This is a genomic window from Pseudoalteromonas sp. Z9A6, from assembly GCF_011378805.1.
Classification (GTDB): Bacteria; Pseudomonadota; Gammaproteobacteria; order Enterobacterales; family Alteromonadaceae; genus Pseudoalteromonas; species Pseudoalteromonas distincta.
In genome coordinates this window covers 43,430-60,736 of the sequence record NZ_WTKZ01000009.1, presented here as the reverse complement: position 1 = coordinate 60,736, position 17,307 = coordinate 43,430, and the positions used below count along the sequence as shown (strand labels likewise).

The following is a 17,307-nucleotide window of genomic DNA, read 5'->3' as shown; positions in this document are numbered from 1 at the left end:
TAATTAGCGTCATTTTTTATAACTGTTTGTGAGCTGTTCTTTTACTGCTTTTAGGCTGGAGCTAACTCAAGACCGGGTGCAGGCATCGTCACAGGCGTTTCAAATGTTGCCCACTCCCATGCTGACTCTGTAGCCATAATTTTACGTAGTAATTTATTATTTAAATCATGACCCGATTTAAATGCAGTTACTTTACCCAAAAGATTATGACCTGTCATAAACATGTCACCAACACAGTCTAATATCTTGTGCTTAACAAACTCATCGCTATAACGTAAGCCATTAGGATTTAAAACTTTGAATTCATCAAGTACCACAGCACTATCCATGCTACCACCTAGCGCTAGGTTGTTTGTATGCATGTATTCAATATCTTTCATAAATCCAAAAGTACGCGCACGGCTAATTTCTTCAATAAAGCTTTGCGTTGTTATATCCAACCCAATACGTTGGCGACTTTCATTGATAGCGGGGTGGTTAAATGCAATCTCAAAGTCGATATGAAAACCATCATATGGTTCAACTTCAGCCCACTTACCATCTTCTTCAATGCGTACTTTTTCTTTAATACGGATAAAGCGTTTAGCAACGTTTTGTTCTTCAATTCCGCCTTTTTGTAACAGATATATGAATGGTAATGCACTACCATCCATAATCGGCACTTCTGAGCTGTCCAATTCTACAATTAGATTATCAATGCCCATTGCAGCAACAGCTGCAATAAGATGCTCAGTAGTTGATAAGCGAACACCATCTTTGTTAATTAAACAGGTACACAACTGCGTATCACCAACGGCTTCAGGTGTTGTTTCAAAATCAACAACCGGATCAAGGTCGACACGACGAAATACAATCCCAGTATTTGCGCTCGCAGGTCGGAGAGTTATTGTGACCTTCTCACCTTTATGAAGTCCAATTCCTATGGCTTTGACTACTTGTGCAATCGTACGCTGTTTAATCATAGGTATGCTCACTTTTAAATCAGTTACAGTTAGACGGCGGATTTTAACATAAATCCTTTTGCCTTTCAATACTTGTATATATTTCAAACAAAAGTATTATTAAATATTAATCTGCCTGCTTACGTAAAAAAGCGGGAATATCAAAATAATCACCACCTTCTGATTTATCTGCTTTTTTACTATTTTGCGCTGAAGAACTTGAACTGCTTGAACTCGTTGAAGGCGCTTTTTCTTTACTTTGCGCTTGCTCTTTAGTCGTATTTTCTTCAGTGTTTGTATCTTGGCTTGCAAAGCTTGGTACGTACATACTGCTCGTTTGGTTTGATGTGCTTGCAACATCAGAACCTGATGCTTTTTTAAAGCCGTTATCAACAATACCAAACTGTGGACGACGATCGCCGCCTAAACCAGTTGCAACAACCGTTACACGTAGCTCATCAGTCATTTCTGGGTCGATTACCGCACCAACAACAACCGTTGCGTTTTCTGACGCAAGTGCTTTAACGTGATTACCAACAATTTCAAATTCTTCAATCGCAATGTCCATACCAGCGGTAATATTAACTAAGATACCTTTAGCACCTGTTAAATCAACGTCTTCTAGTAGTGGACTTGAGATAGCGGCTTCTGCAGCTTCTTGTGCACGATCAGGACCTGACGCAGACGCCGTTCCCATCATTGCAGTACCCATTGCAGACATTACTGTTCTAACATCGGCGAAATCCACGTTAATTAAACCAGAACGTGTAATTAGCTCTGCTATACCTTGTACCGCACCAAATAATACGTCATTAGCTTTAGCGAAGGCATCTAGAAGTGTAGTCCCTTTCCCTAAAACTTTAAGCAATTTATTGTTAGGAATTGTAATAAGTGAATCTACAATTTCTGACAATTCATTAATGCCTTGTTCAGCGGCTGCTGCACGTTTTTTACCTTCAAAATCAAAAGGACGTGTTACAACTGCAACGGTTAAAATACCGAGTTCTTTAGCAATTTTAGCAACTACCGGTGCAGCACCAGTACCTGTACCACCGCCCATACCGGCTGCAATAAATACCATATCGGCGCCTTCAAGGCTGGCACGAATTGTATCTGCATCTTCTTCAGCCGACTTACGGCCTACTTCAGGGTTTGCGCCCGCACCCAACCCAGAGGTTATTTGTGTGCCTAGTTGAACTGTAATATCGGCAGCAGAGTTACGTAATGCTTGCGCATCCGTATTAGCGGCTATAAAACGCACGCCTTCTATTTGTTGTTTTACCATGTGCTCAACAGCGTTACCGCCACCACCGCCCACGCCGATTACTTTTATTACAGCTTCTTCGCTGTGTTGTTCCATTATATCAAACATGTTTACTCTCCGACTTGAGTCTTAAAACTCGCCTTGGAACCATTTAGTAATGCGGTTCCACCAATTATTGTTATCCTCTGCTTTCGACTTTTGTGCATTCATCGATTGCATGGTACGCCCGTATTGTAACAAACCAACAGCGGTTGCGTACGAAGGATCATCTACATAGTCTGTCAAACCAACCATCCCGATTGGTTTGCCTATTCTTACTGGCATTTGGAAGATGTCTTCTGCCACTTCCATAGCACCAGTCATTTTAGCAGTTCCGCCTGTTATAACGAGACCTGCCGCAATTTGGTCTTCTAAGCCTGAACGACGAATTTCTTCCATCGCAAGCTCAAATAATTCTCTAAAACGAGGCTCTACCACCTCAGATAATGTATGGCGCGACATTAACCTTGCTGGTCGTCCGCCTACACTTGGTACTTCAATCGTGTCTTCGCTACTTGCCATTTGGCTACTAGCACATGCGTATTGTACTTTGAGTGACTCGGCATGTGATATAGGTGTGCGAAATATTTTTGCAATATCACCAGTAACTTGGTTACCCGCTACAGGTATAACCGCAGAGTGACGAAGTGCGCCATTAATATAAATGGTGATATCCATAGTACCGCCACCAATATCAAGTACTGCAACACCTAGCTCTTTTTCGTCATCTGTTAGTACAGAATAGCAAGACGCAAGTGCAGTAAAGATAAGTTGATCGACTTCAAGACCACAGCGTTCTACACATTTTTCGATATTTTTTGCCATATCGTTTGAGCACGTAATGATATGTGCACGCGCTTCCATACGAACGCCGCTCATGCCTAGTGGGTTTTTAATGCCCTCTTGCATATCGATGCTGTATTCTTGTGGCAATGCATGTAGCATTTTACGCTCTGCTGAAATAGGCACAGAACGCGCAATATGTATTACGTTTTCAATATCTTCGTCAGTGACTTCGGTGTTATTGATTGCCACCACACCACTTTCGTTTTGGCACTGTATATGTTTGCCAGAAATACCCAAATACACAGAGCTTATACGACAATCAGCCATTAACTCGGCCTCGTCTATTGCTCGTCGAATAGACTCAGACACTAAGTTTAAATCGTTAACGCCGCCTTTATCCATACCATGAGATACTTGGCTGCCCACACCAACAATGCTGAGCTTGTTATCTGCGGTGATTTCACCTACCGTGGCAACCACTTTCGAGGTGCCAACGTCTAATCCTATTACTAGGTTTCTTTCTGCTGACTTAGTCATGCCTTACTCTTATTTTGTAATTGTTCTTCTTGCATTGGCTTAAAGCTTACTGCAAGGCCGGTATCATACCGTAAATCGATTGTATCTACTTGTGCATCTGCACGTTGTTCCATTCGTGGATAAACGTCTATAAAACGTTGTACACGCTTGGCTTTATCTTTACGCCCTAAATTTAAGCGAATCCCGTTATCTAGCCAAAGTTGCCACGAAAAACGCTCCGATAATGCCAAACTTGTTAATGTTAAACCATTAACTCTGAGCATTTCATCAAATTGCTTAAAAGCAACCCACGCCTCTTCTTCGCTACCTTCTGGGCCATATAACTGCGGTAAGTTATCATCTAACTTATCGCTGCTGGCTTGAAATGCTTGGCCACTTTGGTTGAGCAACAAGTCGCTATTCCAGTGGGCAACTACTTCATGTTCAACTACATACACCTGTATAGTATCAGGCCATTGTTTACGTACCGAAGCGGTAGCAACCCAAGGCAAGTCTTGAACTAGCTGCTGCACGTGCTTAACATCAAGTTCAAAAAAACTACTTAAATCGGCTTTTTTAATTGCTTTTATAATTGCCGTTTCATCTGTGTATTTGGGATGCCCTTGCACTGTAAGGTGCTTAATTTGAGCATCTTTATTTTCAACTAACCAATCAGATACACCGGTGGTTATTTGTACTAAGCCTATAACTACAACCAGAAAAAAACTCACTCCAAAAATCAGCGACCAATTAAAGTTAAGTTGCTGTTTTAGTTGTTGAGCTTTTTCTAAAAGGGGATGCATATTAAAGCGTTTGCTCTAAAATGCGAACAACTAATTGTTCAAAAGTTGCCCCGTTCGCTTTTGCAGCCATCGGTACTAGTGACTTTTCAGTCATGCCTGGTACTGTATTTACTTCAAGCAGGTAAAAATTCCCTTGCTCGTCTTGCATTGCATCAACACGACCCCAACCACTTGCACCCACTAAATCAAACGCATCTAGCGATATGGCTTGTAAGTACTTAGTATCTTGCTCTGATAAATCTGCAGGGCAATGATACTGGGTTGTATTTGATTGATACTTAGCTTGGTAATCGTAAAAGCCATTAGGTGTCGTCATCTCAATGACTGGTTGTACATCCTCGCCAAGCACCGTGATTGTAAACTCACGACCAGTGATCCACTGCTCTACAAGTACTTGGTTATCAAACTTAAATGCATTAGCTAGTGCATCTTCAAGCTCTTGTGTTGTACTTGCTTGCGCCATACCTATGCTTGAACCTTCATGCGATGGCTTAACCATTACCTTTTTAAATTCATCCATAATGGCTTTAGCATCAAAACCTTTTTTAGCATCAACTACGGTATAAGGTGCAGTACTTAAACCCGCTGATTTAAATAAGTGCTTACAACGTACTTTATCCATAGCAAGTGCTGAACCGAGTACATTACTGCCCGTGTAAGGCAAGTTCATAAATTCAAGTGCACCCTGCACTGTGCCGTCTTCGCCACCACGGCCATGCAAAGCGATAAAAACGCGATCTACATTTAATTCTTTTAACTCCCACAAAGAACGACTTTGTGGGTCAAATGCAATTGCATCAATACCACAATTTTGCAGCGCATTTAAAACAGCCTGACCCGATCGTAAAGACACTTCACGCTCTGCTGAGTTACCACCTAGCAGTACCGCTACTTTACCAAATTGTGTGTTTACCTGAGTCATACTTCACCTTGCTTAAGTTTTTCTATCGACATACCCGTTGCAGCTAATGTTTTAACTAACTGACCTATATTACCAGCGCCTTGGGTTAATACTAAATCATTGTTTTGTAAATTTGCGGCCAAAACACCTGCAAGCTCAGCATTTGTTGCTACGTGCAGCGGCTCTTTGCCACGTTGGCGAAGGCTACGACATAAACTTTTGCTGTCGGCCCCTGCAATAGGATCTTCACCAGCGCTATACACATCAAGCAATAGTAACTGATCTACATCAGCAAGAATTTTTACAAAATCTTCGTATAAGTCGCGTGTGCGAGAAAACCTATGAGGTTGATATACCATTACTAAACGCTTATCAGGCCAACCTTCACGCACTGCTGCAATTGTTGCTGCAACTTCTGAAGGGTGATGCCCGTAATCATCAACTAACATCACATTGCCCCGCTCGTTTTCAAATTCACCATAGTGCTGAAAACGACGACCAATGCCTTCAAACTTCTGCAGCGCTTCTAAAATTGCATGATTCGCAATGTTTTGATCTTTTGCAACAGCAATCGCAGCGGTTGCGTTAAGTGCGTTGTGTCTACCTGGCATATTCAATGTGGCAGTTAAACACTCACCTTGTTTGTTAGTTACTGTAAATGTGCACGTATTAGCTGATTGGCTAAAGTCGCTCATGCGATAATCAGCATCTTTCGATTCGCCATACGTAATAACTGGGCGACCAAAGCGCGGGATAAGCTCAGCTGCAACTTCAGAATCAATACATACAACAGCTAAACCATAAAACGGCAAGTTATGAATGAAATCGACATACGTGTCCTTCATTTTTTCAAGACTGCCGCCATAAGTATCCATGTGATCTTCTTCAATATTTGTGATCACCGAGACCATTGGCTGCAAGTGTAAAAACGACGCATCGCTTTCATCAGCTTCTGCTATTAAAAAATCACTTTTGCCTACTTTTGCGTTACTACCTGCGCTATTTAACAAGCCACCAATAATAAAAGTTGGATCGAGCCCTGCTTGTCCATAAATACTTGCAATTAGGCTTGTTGTCGTTGTTTTACCATGCGTACCCGCAATTGCTATACCGTGGCGAAAACGCATTAGTTCTGCGAGCATTTCTGCGCGGCGCACAACAGGGATTCTTGCGGCCTTAGCTGCAATAATTTCAGGGTTTGTTTCATCAATCGCGCTTGAAACAACCACTACATTGGCATCTTTCACGTTATTTTCATGATGGCCAATAAATACCTCAGCACCGGCTTTAATTAAGCGATCTGTCATAGCGCTATGAGCAATGTCAGAACCTGTAATACGGTAGCCTTCAAAAGCGAGTACTTCAGCAATACCGCCCATACCGGCTCCACCAATACCAATAAAGTGAATGGTTTCTATTCGGCGCATTGCTGGGCGCGTGTGTTTTTCTTGTACTGACGTTTCTTTCACTTATTTTCTCTTATTTGTTACTTGCTCACAGTGCGTTGCTACGCTTGCTGTGGCATCTAAAATGGCTTGTTTTTTTGCATTTGTAGCCATTTCAGTAATTAATGAAGGTTGGGCTAAATATGGGCTTAATAGTTCAACAATTGATTGTTTATTAAACTGCCCTTGTGGCATTAATAATGCGCCATTAGCCATCACTAAATATTGTGCGTTTGCTGTTTGATGGTCATCCACGGCATGTGGAAAGGGAACAAAAACAGCCATTTTACCTGCTGCTGCAATTTCGCTAACAGTTAATGCACCAGCGCGGCAAACAACAATATCAGCCCAGCTATACGCCGCGTCCATATCATCAATAAATTCAGCTATTTTTGTATTACCATCCGCAAAGCCATGCATTTTATAAGCTGTTTCTACAGTAGATAAATGACCTTTACCGGTTTGATGCCATACGCTTATAGGAGCTGTATTATTTAGTACTTTAAATGCTTCTGGTAATGTTTGATTAAGCACTTGTGCACCGAGCGAGCCCCCTACCACTAAAATATTAATAGGGCTTGATACATCGCGTTTGGCTATATTCATAACGCTTTGGCGAACTGGGTTACCTACTAGCTCGGCTTGACCCTGTGCAAAAGCACTTGGAAATGCTGCTAATACACGTGTAGCCACCTTAGCTAGCAGTTTATTGCTCATACCCGCTACAGCGTTTTGCTCGTGAATAATTAACGGAATACCTAAACTCTTTGCGGCAATTCCCGTGGGTCCCGTAACATAACCGCCCATTGCGAGTACTACATCTGGACGCTGTTCTTTCAATACCTTACGCGCTTGCAATACTGCATTAACTACCATGAATGGGGCTTTAATAAGACGTTTTAATCCGTTACCACGAACACCTTTTACATTAATAAAATCAATATCTATATTATGCTTAGGTACAACGCTTGCTTCCATTCGATCTGGTGTGCCAATCCAGCTAACTTGCCAGCCCTGCTGTTTTAAATAATCAGCCACTGCAATACCAGGAAAAATGTGTCCGCCAGTTCCACCAGCCACTACTACTAATTTTTTACTCATCGCTTGCCTCCACGTGAGGTGGCTTGTTTGGTTGCCATTTTGGTTTCAAAATCAACGCGCAATAAAATGCCCGTGGCAATGGTCATAATTAACAAGCTTGAACCACCATAAGAAATAAATGGCAGGGTTAAACCCTTAGTTGGCAAAATACCCGCGCTCGCACCTACATTCACCATGGTTTGAAATGCAAACCAAATACCAATGGCAAACGAAAAATAGCCTTCGTATTCTTTGCCACACTTAAGCGCTTGTTGGCCTATTAATAACGCTCTAAATACTAAAGTAGCTAATACCATTAAAATACTTACAACGCCTATTAAACCAAGTTCTTCACCTATTACAGCAAAAATAAAATCGTTATGCGCTTCAGGTAAATATTGCAGTTTTTGTACACTGTTACCTAAGCCTTGGCCAAACCAACCACCTTGGCTATAAGCCATTAGCGATTGAACCAACTGATAACCTTTACCAAAAGGATCATCCCAAGGGTCTAAAAAGCCAACAACACGCGCCATTCGATATGGTTCAACAATAATCAGTAATACAACTAAACCGACGCCAGTTAGAATAAGTACAAAGAACTGCCATAATTTAGCGCCAGCTAAAAACAGTAAACCAACCGTTGTTACAAACATAACAACCACTGTGCCTAAATCAGGTTGCAGCAAAATAAGCAGCGCATACACTGCAAATACAGCTATTGGCTTTGCAAAGCCTTTAATATTTTCTTGTACTTCTTCGCGTTTTCTTACCAAATAACCCGCAATATAACTAAAAAAATATAATTTAGCGGCCTCAGCCACCTGAAAACCAACAGGTCCAATAGGTATCCATCGTTTAGCACCATTCACTTCACGCCCAACAATCAATACCGCTATTAACAGCACCATGCCTAGTATTAATAAATAAGGGTTGGATCGTTTCCACCAATCCATTGGCACACAAACACTTATCCAAAAAAGCACAAAAGACATTGCCAAAAACATGCTGTGGCGAATAGTAATATGGTATGGGTCATCAAATAACCGCTCAGCGGTCGGCATTGAAGCGCTGGTTACCATGATAAAACCAACACCAATTAACATAATTACGCAGTACAGCAGCGGTACATCATACAACTGACCTGAAGGTTTTGGTGTTAATGCATCTCTTATATCGGCAAAAGCAATCATAGTTGCCCTGCCATAACACGTTGAATAAAGTCATCACCACGTTGCATATAGTTGTTATACATATCAATGCTGGCACATGCAGGTGCTAACAAAACAATATTGCCTGTACTACTAAGTACGTTGGCCAAAGCAACGGCTTCTTCCATGTTGTTAGTTAAATAGCTCTTATTGGTAATCGCAGCTAAGTCACTTGCATCTTTACCAAAACAAATTAATGCTTTTACATGCTGTTCTATGTAGGGTTTAAGTGCGTTTAAATCAGCGCCTTTAGCATCGCCACCTGCAATAACAATCAGGTTTTCACCATCACTAGCCAAACTATCTATTGCAGCAATGGTCGCTCCAACATTCGTTGCCTTTGAATCGTTAAAATACTTTACACCGTTAAGCTCAGCTACAAATTGGCAGCGATGAGCCAACCCATTAAATTGACCTAACGCGTTCTTATATTGCGCTTTACTTACTTCAAACGGACTCAAAAGCGCCATTACTGCAAGCGTATTTAAATAATTGTGCTTACCCACTACCGCAAGGGTATCAACAGGTAAAAATGCATCGCCTTTAAGCATAAAATGAGTTTCGCCATTATGCTGTGCTAAATGGTAATCACCTTGTTGAGCACCAAAGCTGATTAGGGGGGTTGTACCGCGCTCAACTGGATGAGTTTGAATATCGTCTGCATTGACAACTATCAGCTCTGCACAGTCATAAATACTTAGCTTTGAGTCTATATAAGCTTGGTAACTGTCGTATCGATCAAGATGATCTTCTGACACATTTAATACCGTTGCACTCACAGGTTTTAAACTCGTTGTGGTGTCTAGCTGAAAACTAGATAACTCAAGTACATACACATCAAAATCATCATTGAGCAAATCAAGCACCGCGGTGCCAATATTCCCACCCAAAGCAACTTTATAGCCGGCTTCTTTTAATACTTCATAAGCAAGCGTAACCACGGTTGATTTGCCGTTAGAGCCTGTTACAGCAACAACCGGTTTTGTATTAATACGAGCAAACAACTCAACGTCGCCAATCACTTCAACACCTGCGTTAATTGCATTTTCAACAGCTGGTATTTTTAAGCTAAGCCCAGGGCTTATAATAATCATATCGTTTGAACAAAGCTCAGCGTCATCCAAATTACCAAAGTGGGTATCTAGATTTGACGCGTGCTCTTTTAACCAATCAATCCCCGGTGGGGTTACTCGGCTATCAACGACCTTTGGTGTGAGGCCATGAGATAATAGAAAACGCACAATGCCCAGACCGGTTACACCGAGTCCGAGCACTGTTATTTGTTTGTTTTTTATCTCGTTTAAATACTGCATTTATCGAATCTTTAAAGTAGCTAAGCCAGCAAGCACTAGCACAACAGAAATAATCCAAAAGCGCACAATAACGCGAGGCTCTGGCCAACCTTTTAATTCATAATGATGATGAATCGGCGCCATTCTAAAAATGCGTTGTCCGCGCAATTTATACGAACCCACTTGTAATATTACCGATAGTGCTTCCATTACAAATACACCGCCCATAATAATAAGCAGTAATTCTTGGCGTACTAAAACAGCAATAATACCTAATGCACCACCAAGTGCTAATGAGCCAACATCGCCCATAAATACTTGTGCTGGGTAAGTGTTAAACCATAAAAAGCCAAGCCCTGCGCCCACAATGGCAGTACACACAACGACAAGCTCACTCGCTAGCGGTAAATGTGGAATATGTAAGTAAGCCGAAAAGTTAATATTACCTGTTAAATAAGCAATAATTGCCAATGCCGCAGCCACCAAAATAATTGGCACAATCGCCAAACCATCTAAGCCATCGGTCAGGTTTACCGCGTTTGATGTACCTACTATGGCAAAATACGTAAGCACGATATAAAACAAACCTAATTGCGGTAACACGTCTTTAAAAAATGGAACAACAAGTGATGTCTCAGATGCTTGTGCACTGGTAAAGTACAAAGCAGTAGCTACAACTAATGCAATGACCGATTGCCAAAAGTACTTCCACTTAGCAATTAAACCTTTTGGGTCTTTACGAATAACTTTACGGTAATCATCAACAAAGCCGACAATACCTAACGAGCCAATTACAAACAGTGTTGCCCATACATATTTATTTGATAATTCGGCCCAAAGTAGCGTGCTGGTAAAAATAGCCGCCAAAATAAGTAAGCCACCCATTGTCGGTGTACCCGACTTAGACAAATGCGATTGCGGACCATCGTCGCGAACTGTTTGACCTATTTGCATACGTTGCAAACCACGAATTAACTTAGGCCCTAAATAAAGAGACATAATTAACGCAGTTAAAATACCTAAAATGGCACGTAGCGTTAAATACGAAAAAACATGAAAACCACTAAAATACTGTGTTAAATACTCTGCCAGCCAAACTAACATTATGATACTCCATTGATGGCTTGTTGCTGGCCATTAACTAAATCGGTTACTAATAATTCCATGCGAGAACTGCGCGATCCTTTCACTACTATTGTTGTTTTTTTATTCACTTTATTAATACTTTCTTGAATTTTTTGCTGCATCTGTTCGCGGCTCGAAAAGTGGCGATTAGGAAGTTCAAACACATCACTTGCGTATTTACTTAACACGCCTAATGTAAATAACTCATCAATCCCTTGTTCAAGTGCATACTCGCCAACTTCTTGATGATACTTACGTGCATCTTCACCAAGCTCACCCATATCTCCGAGTGCTAAAATGCGGTGACCTTGCATATCACTTAACAAGTCAATCGCAGCCTTTACTGACTTAACATTGGCATTATAGGTATCATCAACCACGGTAAGTAAATCAGATACTTCAATTAAATTAACGCGCCCTTTTACATCACCCATTGTGGCAAGTGCATTGGCTATTTCTTCAAGGGTTACATCAAATTCACTGGTCAGCGCCGCAGCGATAAGTGCATTACTAATATTATGCTTACCAGGTAGTGCCAAAGTAACAGGCACTTGCTTGTTTTTAGTGCAAAGCGTAAAGCTTGCACGTGCATTGGCATCAAGCGTGATGTTCTCTGCCCAAATGTCTAGTTTTTCGGTTGTAGAAAAGCGTTTAACATTACGCCCTTCAAGTTTATCTAACCAATACTGGCTAAATTCACTATCGCAATTAACAATGGCAACGCCGTCATCTTTTAGGCCATCAAAAATCTCACCTTTAGCTTTTGCAACGCCCATTAAGCTACCAAAACCTTCCAAGTGAGCTGCTGCAACATTACATACAACGGCCACATCTGGTTTTGTCATTGCCGTTGTGTAAGCAATTTCACCTAAGTGATTTGCACCTAGCTCAATAACAGCAAAACGATGTTGAGGCTCTAAGCGCAATAACGTAAGAGGGACGCCAATATCGTTGTTAAAATTACCTTTAGTAGCTAATACATCACCGTGAACCGACAAAATTGCTGCACACATTTCTTTTACGGTGGTTTTGCCTACACTCCCTGTAATTGCAATTGTTTTAGGCGCCACTTGGGCCATAACAGCGGTGCCAATTGTACCTAGTGCAATACGTGTATCGCTTACTATAAATTGTGGAATATCTACATCAACTTTGTGCTGAACAATAACGCCTATAGCGCCTTTTTGTTTAGCCTCAGCTATAAATTTATGGCCATCAAAATTTGGCCCTTTAAGTGCTAAAAACACTTCGCCATCGCACACTGTGCGAGTATCAGTATTTATATTTAGCACGTGTTGATTATCACCTTGATAATCAGTTGTTAGCACATTAGCTAACCAATCAAAATCCATTGGGATCATTGTGTTATCCCTCTTACTGCTTTTTTTAGTTGTTCTTGTACATAGCGGCGATCGCAAAAGTCGATGCGCTTATCGCCTATAATTTGATAATCTTCGTGGCCTTTACCTGCAATCAAAATAACATCATCAGCTGTAGCATTTTCTATAGCAAAACGAATTGCAGTTGCTCTATCTGCCTCTAAATGTGCATTTTGTGGATGGGTTAGACCGCCTGCTATATCTGCAATAATGTCATCAGGGTTTTCTGTTCGAGGGTTATCGCTGGTAATAATCACTTTATTAGCGTTTTGCTCTGCAGCTTGCGCCATTAATGCGCGCTTACCTTTGTCTCTGTCGCCACCGCAACCAAATACACAACTTACACCACCTGGCACATGCAACTGCAATGCTTGTAATGCAAGTGCAAGTGCATCGGGTGTATGGGCGTAATCAACAACACACGTTGGCATGCCAGCTTGACTAAAAGCTTGCATTCGACCAGCAACTGGCTGTAACTGCGCACAACCAGCAACTAGTTGCTCAAGCGGATAACCTAGCCCTAGTAATGTAGCGAGCGCTGCCGTTAAGTTATATAAGTTGAATTCGCCAAACAGAGGCGATTTAATTGAAATATCACCCCAACTTGTCGACAACTGCGCCGAAATACCTTTACTTGAATATTCAACATCAGAAAAATAAACGTATCGGGCATTCTTAGGAGCTAAGTTTTTGCGGCCATAACAAATTAGGTTATTAAAATCATACTTTTCAAGCCATTGCTCAGCTTGAAAGTCATCTTGATTGAGCACTACAACTTGCGGTTCAAAATCACGGAAAAGCATTAATTTAGCATCACCGTAACTTGCCATGTCACCATGGTAATCTAAGTGATCGCGCGAAAGATTAGTAAACACAGCCGCTTTAAACTGACATTTAGCAACGCGTTGTTGCACTAACCCATGAGATGATACTTCCATGGCTACCAGCTTTTTATGCTGCGAATTTAAATCGCTCAAAATATGCTGTAAATCAACTGTTGAAGGCGTTGTGTTTATCAGTGGAATTAAGTTATCAGGATGGCCATAACCTAAAGTACCTATAATAGCCGACTCAGTACTACAAAATTGTGCTAAGTGGGCAATCATTGCTGTGGTGGTCGATTTACCATTTGTACCTGTCACACCAATTAAATCAAGAGTCTGACTTGGTTGGCTATAAAAGCGACTAGCTAATTCTGGAAGCTTTTTATCAAGCTCTGAGACTAAATACAGTGGCTCAAAACTGCTTTCAAATTCACATAATCTGTCAGCAATGATAGCTATTGCGCCATTTTCAATTGCTTTATTAATAAATTGTCCGCCATCAAGTGTATGGCCTTTAATAGCAACAAATACATCACCTGGCGTTACTTCACGGCTATCAAGGCGTAAATGCTTAACCAGTTGCGAGGGCGCATCTATTTCGATGTATTTTAAAATATCCTTTAAATCACGCATCGTTATCTTTACCTTGTACGTACGCAACCTCTTCCTTGTCAGGCGCTACGTTTAATATTCTTAATGCGTTAGAGATGATTTCTGCAAATGCAGGGCCAGCGGTGGCACCTCCATAGTACACATCACCACCAGGTTCATTAATCATAACTACCACGGCTAAACGAGGATTACTTGCCGGTGCTACACCTGCAAAGTAACCTACATATTCATCACCATAACCACCTGCTACGGCTTTTTTAGATGTACCTGTTTTACCGGCAGCACGATACCCATCAACTTTTATGTTGCGAGCAGTACCGTCTTTTTCAAATACACTTTCCATCATGTGGACTACGGCTTCTACGTCTTTTTGTTTAAAAATACGTTCGCCTTCAGGTATATTATCTTGCTTTAAAATAGTCAGTGGTCGATTAACTCCACCAGCGCCTAACATGGTATAAAAGCGCGCCATTTGCGCAGTACTTACCGAAATTGCATAACCAAATGATAAAGTTGCAATTTCAAAGTCTGACCAGCGACGATTTGGATAAAACAAACCACTGCTTTCACCTACCATTCCAGTACCGGTGTCACTGCCAAAGCCTACTTTTTGATATAAGCCAACAAGGTAATCTTTAGGCACTAACTGAGTAACCTTCGCAACCCCCATATTTGAGGAGTACTTTAGTATTTCGCGCAGTGTTAGTTCGCCATGATTACGAGTATCTCTAACTAAACTACCACCTAAACGCATCCAACCTGGGTAGGTATCAATCGTGTCATCTGCCTGAATGGCGCCGTAGTCTAGCCCAGCCAAAATGGCTAGAGGCTTAACAGTTGAGCCTGGTTCAAACAAATCTGTAATTGCGCGATTACGACGCTTATGAGGTGCAGCATCGCTTAAGTTATTTGGATTAAATGAAGGACTATTTACCATTGCCAGCACTTCACCGGTTTTAACATCAACTACCATAGCTGAGCCCGATGTGGCTTTGTAAGTCAGTACAGCTGATTTTACAGCTTTGTAGGCAATAGCTTGAATTCGCTGGTCAATACTTAATTCTATACTTTCTGGTTCTACACGCTCGCGCTCGTCAAGTACTTCTACTTCACGCCCTTGTGCGTCTTTACGTATAGTGCGGCGGCCTTCCTCGCCCGTTAAAGCGTTTTCGTATAGCTTTTCAATGCCTTCAATGCCTTTACCGTCTATATTAGTAAAACCAATAACATGCGCGGTAACCTCACCGGCGGGGTAATAGCGTTTAGATTCATCTAGTAAATGAATACCTGGTAGGCGTAAATCGCCAATATAATTTGCTACAGCAGGAGTAACTTGGCGCTTTAAATAAACAAAGCGACGCGAGGGATCGTTTAATAGTCGAGAGTTAATCTTCTTAGGATCAATACGCAATACATCTGCAAGCTCACGCCAGCGTAAATCGTTTTTATAATATAGTGCAGTACGCTTATCAAGCTCAGCGGTATTTTCAGCTAAAGATAAATGATCTTCGCCGCTTTTACGTGCTTGTTTAATTACTTTAGAGACAAGCGATTTGTGCAATGCTTTAGGATCAGCATATACACTTACAACAGGCACACTTACCGCTAATTCTTTACCATTACGGTCAAAAATCATCCCGCGTTGCACATGTAGTTTTTCAACGCGCACGGTGCGTTTGTCACTTTCTGAACGTGCTTTATCAGGTTCTATTACTTGTAAATAAGCAGCGCGAGATACGAGTGTTACAAACACCATAAACACAACTGCACACACCAGCATAAAGCGCCATGTGATTAAATTAGTGACTGGTTTTTTGCCTCTATTTCTCATTGTACTATTATTACCTGCTCATCTTGACTCGTAGGTCTTTTCATTTTCAATTGTGATGTAGCTACGTCTTCAATGCGTGCATGTTGCGAATAAAATTCTTCTTCAACAAGTAAGTAGCGCCACTCTAAATCGAGCTCATCGCGTTCTTGTAACAATTGATCTTGCTGTATAAGTTGGCCACGAGCTAAGTGGGTTGTTTGCACAACAGCTAAACTAGAAGCGAATATCACAACCAACAAGGCCGAGGTTAGCTTATTAGCTCCTAGGCCTTTTAATATTTCAAAGAATAAATTAGGTTGCCGATAGCTCGCTTTTTTACTCATCCCAACCTCTGTGCAATCCTAAGTACAGAACTACGAGAACGTGGATTACGCTCTACTTCTGCAGCACTTGGCTTAATAGCTTTACCCACTGCTTTTAACGTCAGATTTTTATTTATTTGTGCATCAGTTAAAGGCAGACCTCTGGGTAATGCTTCTCCCTTACTCTGTTTTCTAATAAACTGTTTTACAATACGGTCTTCTAAAGAATGAAACGAAATCACCACTAAACGTCCGCCTGGCTTTAGCACTTTAACTGCAGACTGAAGCGCAGTTTGAATTTCTTCAAGCTCACTATTAATGTAAATACGAATAGCCTGAAAAGTACGGGTAGCTGGGTGTTTAAACTTATCTTTTACCGGTACAGCTTCATCAACAAGGTCAGCAAGCTGCTTGGTAGTTGTGATTGGCGTGTGCTCACGAACTTCAAGTACTTTGTGTGCAATGCGTTTACCAAACTTTTCTTCGCCCAATTTTTTAATTACGTGGGTAATATCATCCAACTCAGCCTCTGCTAACCACTGTGCTGCACTGCGACCTGTTGTAGGGTCCATACGCATATCGAGTGGGCCGTCTTTCATAAAACTAAAGCCACGCTCAGCGTCATCTAATTGTGGTGACGAAACACCAATGTCTAATAAAATGCCATCGACTTTACCAATTAGATCGTTTTGCTGTGCTACTTCGTATAAGTTTGAAAAGCGAGTATGTGCAATTGCAAAACGTGGGTCATCAGCAAATTTTTCAGCTGATTGTATTGCTTGTGGATCTTGGTCAATTGCTTGCAGGCGACCTTCATCACCAAGGCGTGCTAAAATTTGCCCAGAGTGGCCACCACGTCCAAATGTACCATCCATGTATATACCGTCTGGCTTAATTGCAAGGGCATCGATGGTCTCATCCATTAATACGGATACGTGTTCAAATTGCGCTGTCAT

15 protein-coding genes are annotated in these 17,307 nt (G+C 41.4%); all 15 read right to left on the bottom strand.

Annotation, left to right across the window (positions count from 1 at the left end):
* Positions 1 to 50: 50 nt before the first annotated feature.
* The 15 genes from lpxC to rsmH all read right to left on the bottom strand — a co-directional run bounded on the left by lpxC (position 51) and on the right by rsmH (position 17,307).
* Positions 51 to 962: a UDP-3-O-acyl-N-acetylglucosamine deacetylase gene (gene lpxC / locus GQR53_RS05670; RefSeq protein ID WP_165743110.1), complete on the bottom strand. Its 912-nt coding sequence runs from the start codon at positions 960 to 962 to the stop codon at positions 51 to 53.
* A gap of 106 nt (positions 963 to 1,068) precedes the next feature.
* A complete protein-coding gene (gene ftsZ, locus GQR53_RS05665) occupies positions 1,069 to 2,313 on the bottom strand; it encodes a cell division protein FtsZ (protein ID WP_002957998.1) in 1,245 nt (414 codons plus the stop codon).
* A 21-nt stretch (positions 2,314 to 2,334) separates the two neighbouring features.
* Positions 2,335 to 3,567 (bottom strand): cell division protein FtsA, encoded by a 1,233-nt coding sequence (ftsA, locus tag GQR53_RS05660; protein ID WP_007582937.1) that lies wholly within the window; start codon positions 3,565 to 3,567, stop codon positions 2,335 to 2,337.
* Positions 3,564 to 4,349, bottom strand: coding sequence for a cell division protein FtsQ/DivIB (locus tag GQR53_RS05655; protein WP_002957996.1), 786 nt, complete (start codon positions 4,347 to 4,349; stop codon positions 3,564 to 3,566). The genes ftsA and GQR53_RS05655 overlap by 4 nt, the downstream gene beginning before the upstream one ends.
* Before the next feature lies 1 nt (position 4,350).
* The gene (locus tag GQR53_RS05650) at positions 4,351 to 5,271 is read right to left on the bottom strand and encodes a D-alanine--D-alanine ligase (RefSeq protein WP_165743109.1); all 921 of its coding nucleotides are present in this window, start codon (positions 5,269 to 5,271) and stop codon (positions 4,351 to 4,353) included.
* Positions 5,268 to 6,719: a UDP-N-acetylmuramate--L-alanine ligase gene (murC, locus tag GQR53_RS05645; protein WP_024606331.1), complete on the bottom strand. Its 1,452-nt coding sequence runs from the start codon at positions 6,717 to 6,719 to the stop codon at positions 5,268 to 5,270. Before murC ends, GQR53_RS05650 begins: the two co-directional genes overlap by 4 nt.
* Positions 6,720 to 7,796, bottom strand: coding sequence for an undecaprenyldiphospho-muramoylpentapeptide beta-N-acetylglucosaminyltransferase (gene murG / locus GQR53_RS05640; protein WP_165743108.1), 1,077 nt, complete (start codon positions 7,794 to 7,796; stop codon positions 6,720 to 6,722).
* Complete coding sequence (gene ftsW / locus GQR53_RS05635; RefSeq protein WP_024606332.1) at positions 7,793 to 8,968, bottom strand: cell division protein FtsW; 1,176 nt, start codon at positions 8,966 to 8,968, stop codon at positions 7,793 to 7,795. Before ftsW ends, murG begins: the two co-directional genes overlap by 4 nt.
* Positions 8,965 to 10,299, bottom strand: coding sequence for a UDP-N-acetylmuramoyl-L-alanine--D-glutamate ligase (gene murD, locus GQR53_RS05630; RefSeq protein ID WP_165743107.1), 1,335 nt, complete (start codon positions 10,297 to 10,299; stop codon positions 8,965 to 8,967). The genes ftsW and murD overlap by 4 nt, the downstream gene beginning before the upstream one ends.
* Positions 10,300 to 11,382, bottom strand: a complete 1,083-nt coding sequence (gene mraY / locus GQR53_RS05625; protein ID WP_024606334.1) for a phospho-N-acetylmuramoyl-pentapeptide-transferase — start codon at positions 11,380 to 11,382, stop codon at positions 10,300 to 10,302. It abuts the gene before it with no gap.
* The gene (murF, locus tag GQR53_RS05620) at positions 11,382 to 12,764 is read right to left on the bottom strand and encodes a UDP-N-acetylmuramoyl-tripeptide--D-alanyl-D-alanine ligase (protein ID WP_165743106.1); all 1,383 of its coding nucleotides are present in this window, start codon (positions 12,762 to 12,764) and stop codon (positions 11,382 to 11,384) included. The genes mraY and murF overlap by 1 nt, the downstream gene beginning before the upstream one ends.
* Entirely contained in the window at positions 12,761 to 14,239 is a 1,479-nt protein-coding gene (gene murE / locus GQR53_RS05615) for a UDP-N-acetylmuramoyl-L-alanyl-D-glutamate--2,6-diaminopimelate ligase (protein WP_165743105.1), read from the bottom strand. The genes murF and murE overlap by 4 nt, the downstream gene beginning before the upstream one ends.
* Positions 14,232 to 16,049, bottom strand: coding sequence for a peptidoglycan glycosyltransferase FtsI (locus tag GQR53_RS05610; protein WP_002957987.1), 1,818 nt, complete (start codon positions 16,047 to 16,049; stop codon positions 14,232 to 14,234). Before GQR53_RS05610 ends, murE begins: the two co-directional genes overlap by 8 nt.
* On the bottom strand, positions 16,046 to 16,372 hold the full coding sequence (ftsL, locus tag GQR53_RS05605) for a cell division protein FtsL (protein ID WP_165743104.1): 327 nt from the start codon (positions 16,370 to 16,372) through the stop codon (positions 16,046 to 16,048). The genes GQR53_RS05610 and ftsL overlap by 4 nt, the downstream gene beginning before the upstream one ends.
* Positions 16,369 to 17,307, bottom strand: a complete 939-nt coding sequence (gene rsmH, locus GQR53_RS05600; RefSeq protein ID WP_024606338.1) for a 16S rRNA (cytosine(1402)-N(4))-methyltransferase RsmH — start codon at positions 17,305 to 17,307, stop codon at positions 16,369 to 16,371. Before rsmH ends, ftsL begins: the two co-directional genes overlap by 4 nt.